This is a genomic window from Synechococcus sp. H70.1 (assembly GCF_047502705.1).
GTDB lineage: Bacteria > Cyanobacteriota > Cyanobacteriia > Thermostichales > Thermostichaceae > Thermostichus.
Genome location: NZ_JANSIV010000176.1, coordinates 1 through 14,768 on the forward strand (window position 1 = coordinate 1; position 14,768 = coordinate 14,768).

Consider the following 14,768-nt stretch of genomic DNA (forward strand, 5'->3'; position numbering starts at 1 on the left):
CTGGAAACGGCAGAGCCCTAGGGGGGTGGCATGGCGTGGGCAGTTGGCGAGAAATTGCAGGGGGGGCGCTACCGCATCGAGGCTGTTTTGGGGGAAGGGGGCTTCGGCATCACCTACCGCGCCTGGGATAGTGTCCGTGCTGACTATGTGGTTATCAAGGTCTTGAACGACAGCCTCCGAGAGGATCCCGATTATCCCCGCTTCCAGCAAAACTTCATGAACGAGGCGCTACAACTGGCCCGCTGCCGCCATCCCCATGTGGTGAAGGTGGAAGAGGTGATCTGGGAGCAAGATCGCTGGTGCATTGTGATGGAGTACATCCGCGGCCAGACTCTGCACCAGCTTTTGCGCCAAAAGGGATCGTTGCCTCTGCCGGAAGCCCTGCGCCTGACGCGGGAGGTGGGATCCGCCCTCATGGCCCTGCACGAACAGGGGATCCTGCACCGCGATGTGAAGCCGGCCAACATCCTAGTACGGGAGGGATCTGGGCAGGCGGTGTTGATCGACTTTGGCCTGGCGCGGACTTACACGCAGGGGCTCATCCAACGCCACACCTCCTATGGCACCGATGGCTACGCCCCCCTGGAGCAGTACGACAGCCTGCGCCGCCGCGGCGCCTTCACCGATGTCTACGCCTTGGCCGCCACCCTCTACACCCTGCTGACAGGGATGGTGCCCTTGTGCGCGCCGGTGCGGGCTACAGGCCGTCAGTTGGATCCTCCCCGCAGCCTCAACCCCAGTATTCCTGAAGAGGTGGAGGCCGCCATCCTCAAAGGGATGGCTCTCCACCCCGAGGATCGCCCGCAAACGGTAGCCGAGTGGCTGGCTCTGCTGCCGGCAGAGAAGCAGCCAGCTACCTTTGAGCCCGCCATCCGCACTCAAGAGCTGCGGGAACTGGAACGGCTTCTGGTCCAGCAGCAACCTCAAGATGAGCTGGAGCAGCTCCTGGCCCAGCACTCGGCAGAAGAGCTGGAGCGCCTGGTGGCACCCCCTACCCCTGCCACAGCAGAAAGGGAGGCAGGCTCCAGATCCCCAATTTTCCCTAGGGTCGGTCGAGAGGGATCCCTGCCTGCAACCCCCTCCTGGCCCGACTGGGTGGGAGAAGCGGCTCCTGCCCTGCAAGGGCTGTGGGATCGGCTGCAGGCCGGCCAGTGGGGGGAAGCCGATCGCTGGACGACGGCTTTGCTGCTTAAACTCAGTGGGCGCTCCCAGGTGGGCTTTTTCGATCCCAAGGATGTTGAAGCTTTCCCCTGCCCGATGCTGCGGCTAATCGACCAACTTTGGACGCAGGCCAGCCATGGACGCTTTGGCTTTACCGTCCAGAAGCAGCTCTGGCAGGAGTGTGACTCGGAGAAAAGGGGAGGGCTCAGCTCGAGATCCTTCTCGGCCTTGCCCCGCGAAGCGTGTATGGGAGAGAAAGTGGGCTGGCAGATCCAGGGCCGCTGGCTGGAGTACGGGGAGCTCAAAACCAACTTGGAAGCGCCCAAGGGCCATCTGCCGGTAGGCTTTTTCTGGGGCTACTCAGGTGGCTTACGCGCGGCGCTGCTGATGCTGGATCGGGCGGTACTGAAAAAGTTCAAAGCCTGCCTGTAAAAAACTCTTCTCTCCCTGGGATAGCAAACGGCGAAAAAAGGTGAGAGTATCTGCACCTTTCCTCAAGGAATTGGAGAGGATTGCTGGGCGCTCCCTCCTTTCTCCAAAAGGGAAGCTGCCCGAGGGTCTTCACGAACAGCCAGCCCCAGGTGAATCAGCGCTGTCTCAACGGTATTGACCTGCTCTGCTAGAGCTTTCCACCCTCTTGCTTTCACACCGTAGCGCTTGCCAAAGTAAGCCCGAGCAGCTGCAAAGGAAGCAAAAGATTTTTTGAGGGTCGCTGCTGTCCAGGGCTTGGCATTCAGCCGTAGCCAATTCCGTTGACCTTGCTGTTGTCTCTCAGCAACAAGTTGCCCTGTCAACTCAAGGAGCTCGGCATAATTGCGCCGCGAGGCGGCGATTGCCGTTTCAAGACTCTCGATGAGACCCATGGTTATCCTCCAGAGGTAACTTCTCTTGATAGTAAATATCCTGCTCGTTCTCCGGAAGCAACTTTCTAGAACCGGCAGAAGGCAGGTTAGTTTCAAAAATAGACATGATCTTGTTCAGGTAACTTTGCAGCAAGCTCCTAACCCCTGGCATGGGAAGGTGATCCACCACATTCTGAAGCTGGTCAAAGAGATGCTTAAGTCTCTTCAGATCTAAAATGGCACGACTGACAATCTCCTGGACTCGAAGCTGCTCTTCCGCAAGCTCTCTTATTCTATTGGCTAGCCTTTGATTTTCAAGCTCTTTCTCGGTGAGCAAACTTAAAGCTGCTTCCTCAGTCTCGACTATTTTAAGCTCAAGCTTTAGGTTCTGCTCTTCCAGAGACTCAATCTGCTCGATTAATAAATTTGACTCAAGCAAAGAATTAAGGCTAATACCCCTACTCAGTAGAAAGCTAACAAGTAAGTCGCTGCAATCTTGTCTTTGGAGCTGCAGTTCTCTGAGTTTAGGCTCTGCTAATTCCTTCAACACTTTATGAGCTATTCCTATCCCCAAGCAATCGCCGTCGCCATGCCCGGGAATACTAACCCTCAAATTGCCGAGAACGGCTTGCGTGTGATGTCTGGCACGACGATGGATAATTTCCCAACCCCACTCTCTTGCTTGACGCAAGATATCCCGTTTCCGCCAATTTCTTGGAGACTGAGTAATGGCTTGAATCTCTCTCTCCTGCTGTATGACTTCCTCTCGCCTTTTAAGGAGATCAAGGAGATACTCTAGCTCCCCCTCGCTGAAACCCATGCAACAACGCCCTTGAGTGAGACTCTCCTCCTCAGCTTATTCAGCTTTCACCGAGACCAGGAGAACATCTCAAAAGTTGTTAACGTTAAGAGATGCTTTGTAGCTTTTCCAGCAAGCTTTCTCAGTAACACCTAAGACAACACAGCAGCAGAGCGAGCAAGCTCTGTAAAAGAACTCCCCTCTCCCTTGGGGAGAGGGGCTGGGGGTGAGGGGGGTGGAGAGCCCTAGTAGCGATGCACCAGCTTGTTGAGGGGCTTGAAGATATCCGCCTCAAATTTCTTGCCCTTGAGCATGCGGTTCCAGTACAGCCAAGGCAAGAGGTGCACCTTGGCCAGGTACATAGAGTAGCGCTCCCGCGTTGGATCCAGGGGGAAGGAAGGGGCGAGCTTCCCATCGTAGGCAAACTCCGCCATGATTAGGGAGTTATAGCCGGTGATCAGGGGGCAGCAGGTGTAGCCGTCGTAGCGGGCCGGCAGCGGCTTCGACTGCATGGCCGCCAAGAGGTTTTCCGCCAGCACCGGCGCCTGCTTGCGGGCTGCGGCTGCCGTCTTGGAAGTCGGTAGGGAAGAGGCATCCCCCAGAGCAAATACGTTGGGGTAGCGGGGGTGTTGCAGCGTCCACTTGTCCACCTCCACCCAGCCACCAGGTCCCGCGAGGGGGCTGCGCTTGACAAAGTCCGGGGCGCTCATGGGCGGGGCCACGTGGATCATGTCGTAGTGCAGGCTTACCTCTTCCTTGCCCTTGTCGGTGGTGACTTCAAAGATGGCCTCCTGCGTCTCGGGCCGGATGGCCTTGAGGTTGTGCTTGAACTTTACCTGGATCCCGCGCCGCTCCACCACTTTCTCCAGGGCCGCGCTGTACTCTGGCACAGGGAAAAGAGTGGCAGCAGCGGTGCAAAAGAGAACTTTAGTGTTGACCCCAACGCCGCTTTTGCTCTTGAAGACGTCGTCGGCCATGTACATGATTTTCTGGGGCGCGCCGCCGCACTTGATGGGAGTGGCGGGGTGGGTGAAGATGGCTGTGCCCCCCTGGAAGTTGCGGATGGTCTCCCAGGTGTAGGGGGCGTAGTCTTTGGAGTAATTGCTGGTCACGCCGCCCTTGCCCAATGCTTCCGGCAGACCCTCGATCAGGTGCCAGTCAATTTGGATCCCGGGGGCCATGATGAGGTAGTCGTATTCGATAACTTGGCCGGCCTCGGTGATGACGCGGTTGTGATCCGGATCCAGCTCGGCCACCCGCGCCTGGATCCACTTGGCTCCCCTGGGGATGACGGTTTTTTCATCGCGAACAAACTTGGCCAGCGGCGCAATGCCCCCGCCCACCAGCGTCCAGCCGGGCTGGTAGTAGTGCTTGTCGGAGGGCTCGATGATGGCAATGTCGAGGTTGCGCTGGCGCTCCAGCAACTGGGCGGCTGCACTGATGCCGGCTGCCCCTCCCCCGACGACAACAATCTGATGGCGAATAACTGTAGGAGAACTCCCAGAAGCAGCCCCCTGCACCTCGGAGCGCGCGCCGTTTTGCGGCACTGCTGCTGACTGGGCTTGCAACTCCCTTGGCTTTGTAGTCGGTACTACCATAACTCCCTCAAAACGGAAACAAAAAAAGAGACCGCTGGACTCAATTGGCCATATAAACAGCCAGAGAACCAACTCACCCGTCCAGGAGCCCGGACAGGTCAGCCGAAGCCCTTTGGCTCCCCACAGGCTCTAGCTACCTAATAAGAATATGCTCATCCTTTCTATCTATCGAGAACTTTAAGCAAGACTTAGCCGGCTCCGTTGTTGACGCTTGTCTTGGTAAAGAGCCCCCCGAAGGACACCTTGCCGGGAAGGGCCCATAGCATTGGTTAGGCTATCAGAGGTAAGGAGGGCGGGCAGCCCATCCACCCCTCGCGGTGTTGGAACTTAAGACTCCGAATCATGGCTAAACCTTCATCCCCCGAGCTGCTCCCAGCCCCTGCCTGGCATGCCCTGTCGGAGGAGCAAGCCATCCAGGAACTCCTCGGAGAGGAGCTATCTTTGCCAGCACTGTTGGAGCGGGGCCTTTCCCAAGCCGAGGTGGCCCGGCGGCAGCGGCAATACGGCCCCAATGAGCTGAAAGCCAAAGCTGCAACGCCGGCCTGGGTCAAGTTTCTGCAGCAGTTTAACCAGTCCCTCTTCTATATCCTGATGGTGGCTGGGGCGGTCAAGGCGTTCCTGGGATCCTGGCGCAACGCCATCGTGATCTGGGCGGTGGTGGTGATCAACGCCCTCATCAGCTACATCCAAGAGGCCAAGGCGGAGGAGGCAATCGCTGCCCTGGCCAAGTCAGTGGTGACTGAAGTCACGGTGCTGCGGGAGGGGCAAAAAGTGCGGCTGCCCTCGCGGGAGCTGGTGCCGGGGGATGTGGTGCTCTTGAGCTCGGGAGACAGGGTGCCCGCCGACCTGCGCCTGCTGAGTGCGCGCAACTTGCAGGTGGACGAATCGGCCCTCACGGGAGAGTCGGTGCCGGTGGAAAAACGGCTGGGAACCCTGCCGGAAGACACGCCTTTGGCCGACCGCCATAACATGGCTTACGCCGGCAGCTTCGTCACCTTTGGTCAAGGGGCGGGGGTGGTGGTGGCCATCGGCAACCAGACCCAAACAGGTCGCATCTCCCAGCTCATTGAAGAAGGGGGATCCCTGCAAACTCCCCTGACGCGCAAGTTTGAGGCCTTCAGCCTGACCTTGCTGAAAATTATCCTCACCTTGGCTGCGTTCACTTTTTTGGTAGGGCTGGTGCAGGGCCAAGCGGCAGCAAGCGTCTTTGAAGCGGCAGTGGCGCTGGCGGTGAGTGCTATTCCCGAAGGCTTGCCGGCGGTAGTTACCGTAACCCTGGCCATTGGGGTTTCCCGCATGGCCCGCCGCCATGCCATCATCCGCAAGTTGCCGGCGGTAGAAACCCTGGGCAGCGCCACGGTGATTTGCTCGGACAAAACCGGCACCCTCACAGAAAACCAGATGACGGTGCAGGCCATCTACGCCGGATCCCGGCTCTACCGGGTTACCGGCAGTGGCTACAGCCCCCAGGGCCAGATCCTGTTTCAGGAGGCCAATTCCCCTGTCGAACTTCGCCAATGGCCTGCCTTGGAAGCTTGCCTGGTGGCCGGCTGCCTCTGCAACGACAGCCGCCTCAAACCCAAGGACGACGGTCAGTGGGAAGTTGTAGGGGATCCCACCGAGGCGGCTCTGCTCGTAGCCGCCCAGAAAGGGGGGCTGGATCGAGACGATCTGCAGCGCCGTCGCCCTCGCCTAGACAGTATCCCCTTTGAATCCGAGTTTCAGTACATGGCCACCCTGCACCGGTTGGGGCCGGAGGAGCACTGTATCTACGTCAAGGGATCCGTAGAAGCTCTCTTGCCCCGCTGCCGCAGCCAGATGGGTCCCCAAGGGGAGATCCAGCCCTTGGAAGCAGAGCGGATTTGCCAGCAGGTGGAGGCCTTGGCGCGGCAGGGGCTGCGAGTCCTGGCCTTTGCCCAAAAAGCCGTCCCCCCTAGCCAAACTCAGGTGGATCACTCAGATCTGCAGGAAGGGCTGATTTTCTTGGGCTTGCAGGGGATGATCGACCCGCCGCGGCCGGAGGCCATTGCCGCTGTGCGCTCCTGCCAGACTGCCGGGATCCAAGTCAAGATGATTACCGGCGACCATGTGCTTACAGCCCAAGCCATTGCTGAGCAGATGGGCCTGGGCGGTGGCAAACCGGTAAAAGCCTACAGCGGCCGGGATCTGGAGCAGCTTAGCCCAGAGGAGTTTGTCACTGCCGCCAAGGAGGGATCCGTCTTTGCGCGGGTGGTGCCGGAGCAAAAGCTGCGCCTGGTGAAGGCCTTGCAGTCGCAGGGTCAGATCGTGGCCATGACCGGCGATGGAGTTAACGACGCGCCGGCCTTGAAGCAGGCAGATGTGGGCATTGCCATGGGGCGAGGTGGCACCGAGGTGGCCAAGGCTGCCGCCGACATGATCTTGACCGATGACAACTTCGCCTCCATCGAGGCTGCCGTCGAAGAGGGGCGCACCGTTTACAACAACCTCCTTAAAGCCATCGCCTTCATCCTGCCGGTGAACGGGGGAGAGTCGATGACCCTTCTTCTTAGCGTGCTCCTCAACCGCGAGCTGCCCATTTTGGCCATTCAAGTGCTATGGCTGAACATGATTAACTCCATCACCATGACGGTGCCGCTCTCCTTCGAGCCCACCACGGGGAGGGAGATGACCCAACCACCGCGGGATCCCAACGCCAATTTGCTCTCTCCTAGGCTGCTGCAGCGCATCCTACTGGTGTCGGTATTTAACTGGATCTTGATTTTCGGGGTTTTCGAGTACGTGGAACAAACCACCGGCAACCTCAACCTGGCCCGCAGCATGGCCATTCAGGCGCTGGTAATTGGGCGCATCTTCTACTTGCTCAGCCTTAGCCAGGCTATCCCTACCCTGTTGGGCCGCGGGCGCGCCAGCCAGTTGGAGCGCCACGAACGCTTGATGGATGTGGCGGCTATTGCCATTGGCATTGGGGCGGCCATCCTACTGCAGATCCTCTTTAGCCAATGGAGCCTGTTCAACACTCTCTTCGAGACGGCACCCCTGAGTTGGGCGCAGTGGGGCTTCTGTCTACTGGTGAGCTTGCCGATGATCGGGGTTGCAGCGTTGGCCAACCGGGTGGATCCGGAAGGCGCCTCGCTGGCCCGATCCTCTAGGAAAGCCTAAAAGGTGCCTCCAGCTGGCCTGAAGTCACCCTAGGGATGGCTACTGTCTCCAAGAGGCTTTCTAAGGCTGGGATCCAGAGAGTCTTCCCCAGATCTTTGGAAGGGGCGGTGAGGGCCTGCCTCTCGCTTTTTGCCAGAGAGCTGCGCCTAGCAGTTGGCCTGGGGAATGAGGATTTGCTGCAAGGCTTCTTTTAAGTGGGGATATTGGAAGGTGAAACCCAGCTGCAGCGCGGCCTGAGGGATCACCCTCTGCCCCGTCAGAACCACCTGAGCCGCTTCGCCCAGCAGCAGTTCTAGGGCCAGCGCCGGCACCGGCAGCCACGAGGGGCGGGCCAAAACTTGTCCCAAAGTGTGGCAGAACTCTTCCATCTGCACAGGGTTGGGGGCAGTGGCGTTGAAGACACCGGATCCCTGTTGCAGCAGGAAGCAGACCAGGCTTACCCAGTCGTCGCGGTGGATCCAGGAGACCCACTGCTTGCCAGAGCCAAGGGGGCCACCGAGGAAAAACTGAAAGGGAAGGAGCATTTGGGCCAGGGCTCCCCCAGCGGGCCCCAGGACAATCCCCGTGCGCAGGATGGCCAGGCGGATCCCCAGCTCCTCCGCCGGGCGAGCAGCCGCTTCCCAAGCTTGACAGACTTCTGCCAAAAAGCCCTGGCCTGGCGGAGCCGCCTCCGTTAGGGGATCCCCTTCGGGTCGGGAGCCGTAGTAACCCACTGCCGAGCTGCTGATCAGCACCTGGGGCTTTGGGTCGAGGGAGGCAAGAGCCTGGACGAGAGCCTGGGTGGTTTCCACGCGGCTGCGGCGGATTTCTCTTTTCTTGGCTTCTGTCCAGCGGGAAGAGGCTAGGGGCTCCCCAGCCAGGTTGACAACGGCCTCGTACCCTTCCAGAGCTGAGGCCCAGGCTTGCGGTTGGTAGGGATCGTACCCCAGCAGCTTAAGGTTGGGGGATGCTCCCAGAACGCGGCGGGCCTGCTCAGGGCGGCGGCTCAAGACCAACACCTCATCTCCCCGCTCCAGCAGGCGGGCCACCAGGCGGCGCCCGATGAAACCACTTCCACCCGTGATGGCAATGCGCATAGGCAGACCTCGATGTGCACCTTACAAATCCCTGGGCCCTCTGCTGCCTTGGACAGCAGGCAGCTTACCCGATAGCGGAGTCTCTAGCCTAGCGCGTTTTCAGGCTAATCTGTCCCCGCCGCGCTGGTGTAGCGCTGCTCAAGAAAATTTGGGCCACTGCCTGACATACCCAGAAAAATCGGCTTCAATAAGCCCTAGCTGCGCTTCCTGCCAGCAGAGGTAGCCTCTCATCCCCCTATTTCCCGTGACACCCAAGTCTTCTTTGCGTACCCCGGCTCGTCTCCTGTCTGTAGAGGCGGGGCAGGCTCTTAGGCCTGGGCAGGTCGTCTCTATGACTCCACGACGGCATTGCTTGCAGGGTCAGGGATCCCTGGTCCGGGTAGGTGGGCAGGGAGCGCTTGCTTCTCCCCAGGTTCGCGGCCCGCGCACGGTCCCCAGCCAGCCCTTCCGTTACAAAACCTTGACCCGAGTGCGGAGACGGCCAGAGCCAGAGCCGCAAGCTTGGGAACTGGTCTGTCGCATTGGGGTGAACCTTCTGTTTACAGCGGCTGCCCTCGGCGGCCTGTATCGCCTTTTGCCGGTGCAATTGGCCCAGCATCACCGCCTGCAGGTTTTGGAGCAAGACCTCAAAGTTCTTTCAGCCCGAGTCTCGCGGCTGCAAGAGGAGGTGGATCGCGGCATGGATCCCCTTCAACGACAGGCTCTGATCAAAGAACGTCTCAACCGCGTGCCGCCCGATCAACTCCAGGTGCGCCTGGTGGATCCCAGTACCCTGGTGGCCGACGCGGAGAAAAGGACGCCCCCCACCTGGATTGGACAATCTCCCCAGGTGTCTAGAAGGCCCTAGCTAGGACTGCCGTAGGAGCAGGGCCACCTCTTTGGCGAAGTAGGTGAGGATCATGTCGGCGCCGGCCCGCTTCATGGCCAAGAGGGATTCCATCATTACCTTCTTGCCGTCAATCCAGCCCTTTTGCTCGGCAGCCTTAATCATGGCGTATTCGCCGCTCACGTTGTAGGCAGCTACGGGCAAATTAGTTGCCTCTTTCACACGGTAGATGATGTCCAAGTAGGCCAGGGCCGGCTTCACCATCACGATGTCCGCCCCTTCGGCCTCGTCCAGCTCCACCTCCCTGAGAGCCTCGCGGGCGTTGGCGGGATCCATCTGATAGGTTTTCTTGTCCCCCCACTTGGGCGCAGATCCCAGGGCCTCGCGGAAGGGGCCGTAGAAGGCAGAGGCATACTTGGCGGAGTAGGCCAGGATGGCCACGTCGGTATAGCCCTGCTCGTCTAGGGCTTCGCGAATGGCGCCGACGCGACCGTCCATCATGTCGGAGGGGGCAACGATGTCAGTTCCCGCTTCCGCCTGGGAGAGGGCCTGCTTGACCAACACCTCCACCGTCTCGTCGTTGAGGATCACCCCATCCCGCACAATGCCATCGTGGCCGTCGCTGTTGTAGGGATCCAGGGCCACATCCGTTATCACGAGGATCTCCGGGATCTCCTGCTTGATCCGCCGCACCGCCCGCTGGATCAACCCGTCTGGGTTAAAGGACTCCCGCCCCGTGGGGTCTTTCTTTTCTTCGGGCACCACCGGGAAGAGGGCCACAGCCGGGATCCCCAAGTTGGCCGCCTCCTCCACCTCCTTTAGGAGCAGATCCAGGGTGTAGCGGTAGCAGCCGGGCATGGACTCCACCTCTTGCCGCTGGTTCTCTCCCTCCATAACAAACAGGGGGTAGATGAGATCCTGCACCCGCAGGTGGGTCTCCTGAACCAGTTGGCGAAGGGCCTCGGTGCGCCGCAGCCGGCGGGGACGGTAGATCAGGTCTTGGCTCATAGGAGCAGGAGAAAGAGGGCCTCTCTATTTTGCCATGAGGGCCCCAGGAGCTCAGTCAAAGCGGAGGGGGAAAATGCCGCTCCAACCAGCAGCCAATTGCTTGCTGAACAGCTGCAGCCTCGCAGTCGTGCAAAAGGTCGTGGCGCGACTGGGGAAAATCGTAGACTTCACCCTTGGGAAGCCGACAGGCAAACTCCACAGCGCCAGCAGGATTGACAACAATATCGGCAGAGGTGTAGAGCACCAAAACTGGCAGCTCCAGCCGGTGGGCTTGTTCAAGGCAGCGCCGGCCGCTGCGCACCAGCTCCGCCGTAAACCGGGCCCGGGTAACACCACACACGTAAGGATCTGCAGCCAAGGCTGCCTGCTGCTCCGCTAGGGAGGTCACCCGCCCGGGTTCGTAGAGGCCAGTTAGAGCAAGCTGGGGCAAAACCTTGTCCAAGACCTGTAAAAGACCCCAGGTAAAGTGGTTGAAATAGTGGTCGATACGAAAGGCCGGGGAGATAAGGATCAAACCTTGCACCTGGTCGGGGTGAGCAAGCGCATATTCCGTAACCCAATTGGCTCCTGCACTGTACCCACACCAGATCTGCGGGAGCTCTCGCTGGGGCCAGACTTGCTTGACGATTGCCTCCAGATCTGCTTGGTACTGGCCGAAGTGGTCGATCCAGCAGCGGATGCCGTCTGAGCGGCCAAATCCCCGCATGTCGGGTGCCAAAGCTTCCCACCCCTGAGCTGCCAGCCCCTCTGCCAGGGAGCCAAACCTCCCGCTGTGATCCCCTTTGCCGTGCAGCAGTAACACCCGGCCCCGCGGGGATCCCGGCTGCCAGTGGTGGAGAAAAATTGAGATCCCCTCTGCAAGCTGCAGTTGCCGCGGTTGATACCCGCTGGACGACCAAGGCCTCGCCCCGCTTGACCCCTGCTCCTCCAAAGGATCCCGACCGCCAAACCGCGGAGCTGAACTACTGGACAAGTCGAAGGGCATGGGCAGATCCCCAAACAACGTGTCGTCGGTCTTCCATTCTCCCGCGTCGTCCCTGAGAAGGTGCTATTCTCCTTTGCACTCCCAGTTAACCACCTTGGCTTTCTCCGGATCCCTGGTGGCTCTGGCCCTGCAAACTGGGAGAGAGTTGAGGTTCCATTAGGGGATAGAGACCGGAGAGAGGTATGATGTTGTGAAGAAGTTTTGCCGAGCCTCAAGCTTGACGAGCTCCTGGCGCGGCGGCAGTGCTTTGTTGCTTGTTGGCTTCGTCCAGTTGAAAAGGGGTTGTTGAAACTATGCTGTTACTGAAAATCTCGGTTTACGCGGTGGTGATCTTTTTTGTGGGGCTTTTTGTCTTTGGTTTCTTAAGCAACGACCCCGCCCGCAACCCCAACCGTCGGGATCTGGAGTGAGGGATCTGTCCAGGAAAATTGAGGAACCTAGGCCTCGAGGGAGTGCCCAACGCCTCCCCTCCCCGGTAGTCCTCAGCTCAACACAGCAGCCCAGCTTGCCTACTGCAAGGCTGTGATGAGTAGAGTCTGGGATCCAGAGCGGTTTTGCTGGTCAAAGGCAGTGATTCGAAACTGCCAAACGCCGGCAGGATCGCCAGGAGCAACCCGGAAGTCGGTATTGAAGCTACAGAAAGTGGCACCTGGGCTGCAGCCAACCTGCTGGGGGCTAAAGATCTCTCTTTGCACGCGCGTGCCAAGCGGGTTAAAGGTTTCCAGTTCCACAAACTGGGTTGAGCGGGCGCCGCCCGGCACACTCACCTGCACTGTAAAAGCTGGCGTGGAGGTGCCCACCCGCACCAAGGTGGGCGGATTGATAAAGGAAACGGTTGGGCTTGGGGGTGGGATGACGAGCGATCCCCCCGAGCTGCCGCCATCTCCACAGGCAGTCAACGCTGTGGCCAAAAGGCCCGTGGTCACAAGGGTTAGAGCAGCACGCCGCATCTTTTTGTCTCCTTAACCTGTAAGCACTCCGGCTTGATGCCTTGCCCACTGTCGGCTACCCAGAGGGATAGCTTGGTAGCTCTGTACTTTAGGGCGAGGCGGAAAAGGCCATAAACAACTTTAGTTGCCCACTCATAGGGCGGCTTGTTACAGCTCATTGGCGAGCTTCTAGCCACCTAACTGTAGTGAAAAACCCGACCGGTGGCGAGCCTCTGCGCAAGGACGATACCAAAGACAAGGGGTAGTTCCTACCCAAGTTGGGCTTTGCCTCAAGGAACGGGGTAGAGGCGGTTTGACAACGCCTTTGCGAGTCCGTCTGTGGACTGCGTAAGGATCCCCCTACGTCCCGCTTCGCGATTAGTCGGTGGGAGTGTCAAAGGATGTGGCCACCTGGCGAAAAAGAGGCTTTCCACCCCTACTCACCGCTGCCCCTGCCTGCCTCTGCAAGCGGGGGGTTAGGGGAGAGGGAACGCTTGGGAAGACAAGCACTGCTGCAACAAAGGGACGACCCAAGTCAGTGCTGTCGTGGACCGAGAACGAGAATCCCCTGCTGTTCCAGCCCAAGGGGCAGTGGGTTTTCAAAGCAGCAGCAAGCGCCGCAGGAACAGGGCTATGACGGCAACAAAGCTAACCACGATGAGCTGTCCTGGCAAGGTATAGCCAGAGTAGAGCCGAAGCAACCTCAGCAACTCTCCATCCCAGGGCTGGGTGGCCAAGAGATAGGTGATCCCGGTTAGGTGAACCAGGGTCAGGGCCACCAAACTGGCAGCGGCCAAATCCTGTAGACGCACTGGCCTCGGGATCCTAGACAGCACGTAAGGCTTGCCCCGAGGGGGAAGGGAAGCAGGCAGCAGCTGGGGATCCCTTTGTCGAAAGGCCATTGTCCCGCAGGCCCAGGCCGCGGGCAGGAAGCCCAGCAGGTAGCCGAAGGCGGGCTGGTACAGGTATTGCCATCCGCCTCCCTGGGCAAACACCTGCAGCCCTGCCAACCCCAATCCCAGATAGACAATCTGGGCGCACACTGCCGCCACCGGCCCTGCCAGACAGGCCGTCAGCAGCATGCCGCCAATTTGCAGGGAAAAGCTATATCCTCCTACTCCTGGCCACTGAGGTGGCAAGCTCACCTGGGTTAGGGTGCCCAAAATGGTTAGGATCACCCCAATCGCCGTCCAAAGCCATTCCAGAGGGGTTAAAAGCCGGCCAGGGCGCATAGCCGAGGGAAAATCTTTCCTTATGCTAGGAGAGGACACAACCTCGATGAGGTAGGCAAGAGGGTGGTTAAGCCAGAGTGGATTGCCTTAGCCCAAGCGCTAGCCGACGCGGCCGGAGCGGTGATTCGCCCTTTGTTTCGCGGGGAGTTGCAGGCCGAGTACAAAGAGGCCAGATCCCCTATCGTAACGATAGCCGACCGGGAGGCCGAACGGGCAATGCGGGCGCTGCTAGCCGCCCATGTGCCGGAGCACAACGTCCTCGGCGAGGAGTTTGGCTTCCACCAGACTGGCTCCCCCTACACCTGGGTTTTGGATCCCTTGGATGGCACCATCGCCTTTTCCACCGGCAAGCCCACCTTCGCCACCTTGATTGCCCTTTTGGAAGACGACCGCCCTGTTTTGGGCATCATCGATCAACCGGTGTTGCGTGAGCGCTGGATAGGGGTGCAGGGACAGCCAACCCGATGGATGACCCCCTCTACCCAACAGCTCACGCGCACCAAAGCCACCACTGACCTCAGCCGCGCCTACCTGAGCTGCACGACCCCCGATTTGTTCACCCAGCCTGACCAACAGCAGCGCTTTCAGCAGCTCAGTCGCTTGGTCCACATCACCTCCTACGGCGGCGACGGCTACCAGTACGGCCTCTTAGCCAGCGGCTACATCGATTTGGTCATGGAATGTGGCCTTGCCCTCTACGATTTTGCCGCCCTCGTGCCGGTGATCGAGGGATCCGGCGGTGTGATTACCGACTGGGCGGGGGATCCCTTAACTCGCACCTCCAAGGGAGAAGTGCTGGCGGCGGCCAACTCCAACTTACATCGCCAGGCCTTAGCGGCAATAAGCTCCCAGGGGTAGCTCCTAGTCTCAATTGGTTGCGAGCTTTGGAGAGCGATTGTTAGTTCATTGCCGGGTAAGGCTCTAGCCAAGTTCTCTGTCCGGCACCTCCCTCAACACCCAGTAGCGCCAGCTCAAAAGCAAAATCCCACAGGGAATGTATGTGGCTACTAACTTTTTCCACCCCTTAGACACTCTATTGGCAGCTTTCGACTCCAATTCAGAACCTAAATTTACCCCCAGCTAAGGTTTGAGGCTGAGAGTGCTCATCTAGAGCAGGTTTATTTTCTGGAAGCGGGCGGACGGAATCGAACCGACAACAGCAGTTTGGAAG

Annotated in this window: 13 protein-coding genes; 5 read left to right on the forward strand and 8 right to left on the reverse strand. The window is 59.4% G+C overall.

Annotation, left to right across the window (positions count from 1 at the left end; genetic code table 11):
- Positions 1 to 30 precede the first annotated feature (30 nt).
- Positions 31 to 1,593 (forward strand): protein kinase domain-containing protein, encoded by a 1,563-nt coding sequence (locus tag NW827_RS11570; RefSeq protein WP_414403846.1) that lies wholly within the window; start codon positions 31 to 33, stop codon positions 1,591 to 1,593.
- A 62-nt stretch (positions 1,594 to 1,655) separates the two neighbouring features.
- On the opposite strand, the gene NW827_RS11575 is transcribed toward NW827_RS11570, so the two are convergent.
- The 3 genes from NW827_RS11575 to NW827_RS11585 all read right to left on the reverse strand — a co-directional run bounded on the left by NW827_RS11575 (position 1,656) and on the right by NW827_RS11585 (position 4,400).
- Positions 1,656 to 2,024 (reverse strand): hypothetical protein, encoded by a 369-nt coding sequence (locus NW827_RS11575; RefSeq protein WP_414385806.1) that lies wholly within the window; start codon positions 2,022 to 2,024, stop codon positions 1,656 to 1,658.
- Entirely contained in the window at positions 2,002 to 2,823 is an 822-nt protein-coding gene (locus NW827_RS11580; RefSeq protein ID WP_414403845.1) for a hypothetical protein, read from the reverse strand. Before NW827_RS11580 ends, NW827_RS11575 begins: the two co-directional genes overlap by 23 nt.
- Before the next feature lie 224 nt (positions 2,824 to 3,047).
- Positions 3,048 to 4,400, reverse strand: a complete 1,353-nt coding sequence (locus NW827_RS11585) for an FAD/NAD(P)-binding oxidoreductase (protein WP_414362636.1) — start codon at positions 4,398 to 4,400, stop codon at positions 3,048 to 3,050.
- Positions 4,401 to 4,742: 342 nt separating this feature from the next.
- Here NW827_RS11585 and NW827_RS11590 point away from each other — a divergent pair, with 342 nt between their 5' ends.
- On the forward strand, positions 4,743 to 7,541 hold the full coding sequence (locus tag NW827_RS11590) for an HAD-IC family P-type ATPase (protein WP_414503725.1): 2,799 nt from the start codon (positions 4,743 to 4,745) through the stop codon (positions 7,539 to 7,541).
- 146 nt (positions 7,542 to 7,687) lie between these two features.
- On the opposite strand, the gene NW827_RS11595 is transcribed toward NW827_RS11590, so the two are convergent.
- Positions 7,688 to 8,617 (reverse strand): TIGR01777 family oxidoreductase, encoded by a 930-nt coding sequence (locus NW827_RS11595; RefSeq protein WP_414503726.1) that lies wholly within the window; start codon positions 8,615 to 8,617, stop codon positions 7,688 to 7,690.
- Positions 8,618 to 8,948: 331 nt separating this feature from the next.
- Here NW827_RS11595 and NW827_RS11600 point away from each other — a divergent pair, with 331 nt between their 5' ends.
- Positions 8,949 to 9,464 (forward strand): hypothetical protein, encoded by a 516-nt coding sequence (locus tag NW827_RS11600; RefSeq protein WP_414503727.1) that lies wholly within the window; start codon positions 8,949 to 8,951, stop codon positions 9,462 to 9,464.
- Here NW827_RS11600 and hemB read toward each other — a convergent pair whose 3' ends face one another.
- Positions 9,465 to 10,451 carry a porphobilinogen synthase gene (gene hemB / locus NW827_RS11605; protein ID WP_414403841.1) on the reverse strand — a complete coding sequence of 329 codons (987 nt, stop codon included), beginning with the start codon at positions 10,449 to 10,451 and terminating at the stop codon, positions 9,465 to 9,467.
- A 55-nt stretch (positions 10,452 to 10,506) separates the two neighbouring features.
- Positions 10,507 to 11,436 (reverse strand): lysophospholipase, encoded by a 930-nt coding sequence (locus NW827_RS11610; protein ID WP_414503728.1) that lies wholly within the window; start codon positions 11,434 to 11,436, stop codon positions 10,507 to 10,509.
- A 293-nt stretch (positions 11,437 to 11,729) separates the two neighbouring features.
- Between NW827_RS11610 and NW827_RS11615 the strand changes: the two genes are divergently transcribed.
- Positions 11,730 to 11,846 carry a photosystem II reaction center protein I gene (locus tag NW827_RS11615; protein ID WP_414362630.1) on the forward strand — a complete coding sequence of 39 codons (117 nt, stop codon included), beginning with the start codon at positions 11,730 to 11,732 and terminating at the stop codon, positions 11,844 to 11,846.
- Between the two features lie 99 nt (positions 11,847 to 11,945).
- Here NW827_RS11615 and NW827_RS11620 read toward each other — a convergent pair whose 3' ends face one another.
- Both NW827_RS11620 and NW827_RS11625 read right to left on the reverse strand, forming a co-directional pair.
- Entirely contained in the window at positions 11,946 to 12,386 is a 441-nt protein-coding gene (locus NW827_RS11620; RefSeq protein WP_414362629.1) for a hypothetical protein, read from the reverse strand.
- 578 nt (positions 12,387 to 12,964) lie between these two features.
- Positions 12,965 to 13,597, reverse strand: coding sequence for a biotin transporter BioY (locus NW827_RS11625; protein ID WP_414403839.1), 633 nt, complete (start codon positions 13,595 to 13,597; stop codon positions 12,965 to 12,967).
- Between the two features lie 63 nt (positions 13,598 to 13,660).
- On the opposite strand from NW827_RS11625, the gene hisN reads away from it, so the two are divergent.
- On the forward strand, positions 13,661 to 14,455 hold the full coding sequence (gene hisN, locus NW827_RS11630) for a histidinol-phosphatase (protein ID WP_414403838.1): 795 nt from the start codon (positions 13,661 to 13,663) through the stop codon (positions 14,453 to 14,455).
- Positions 14,456 to 14,768: the final 313 nt, after the last annotated feature.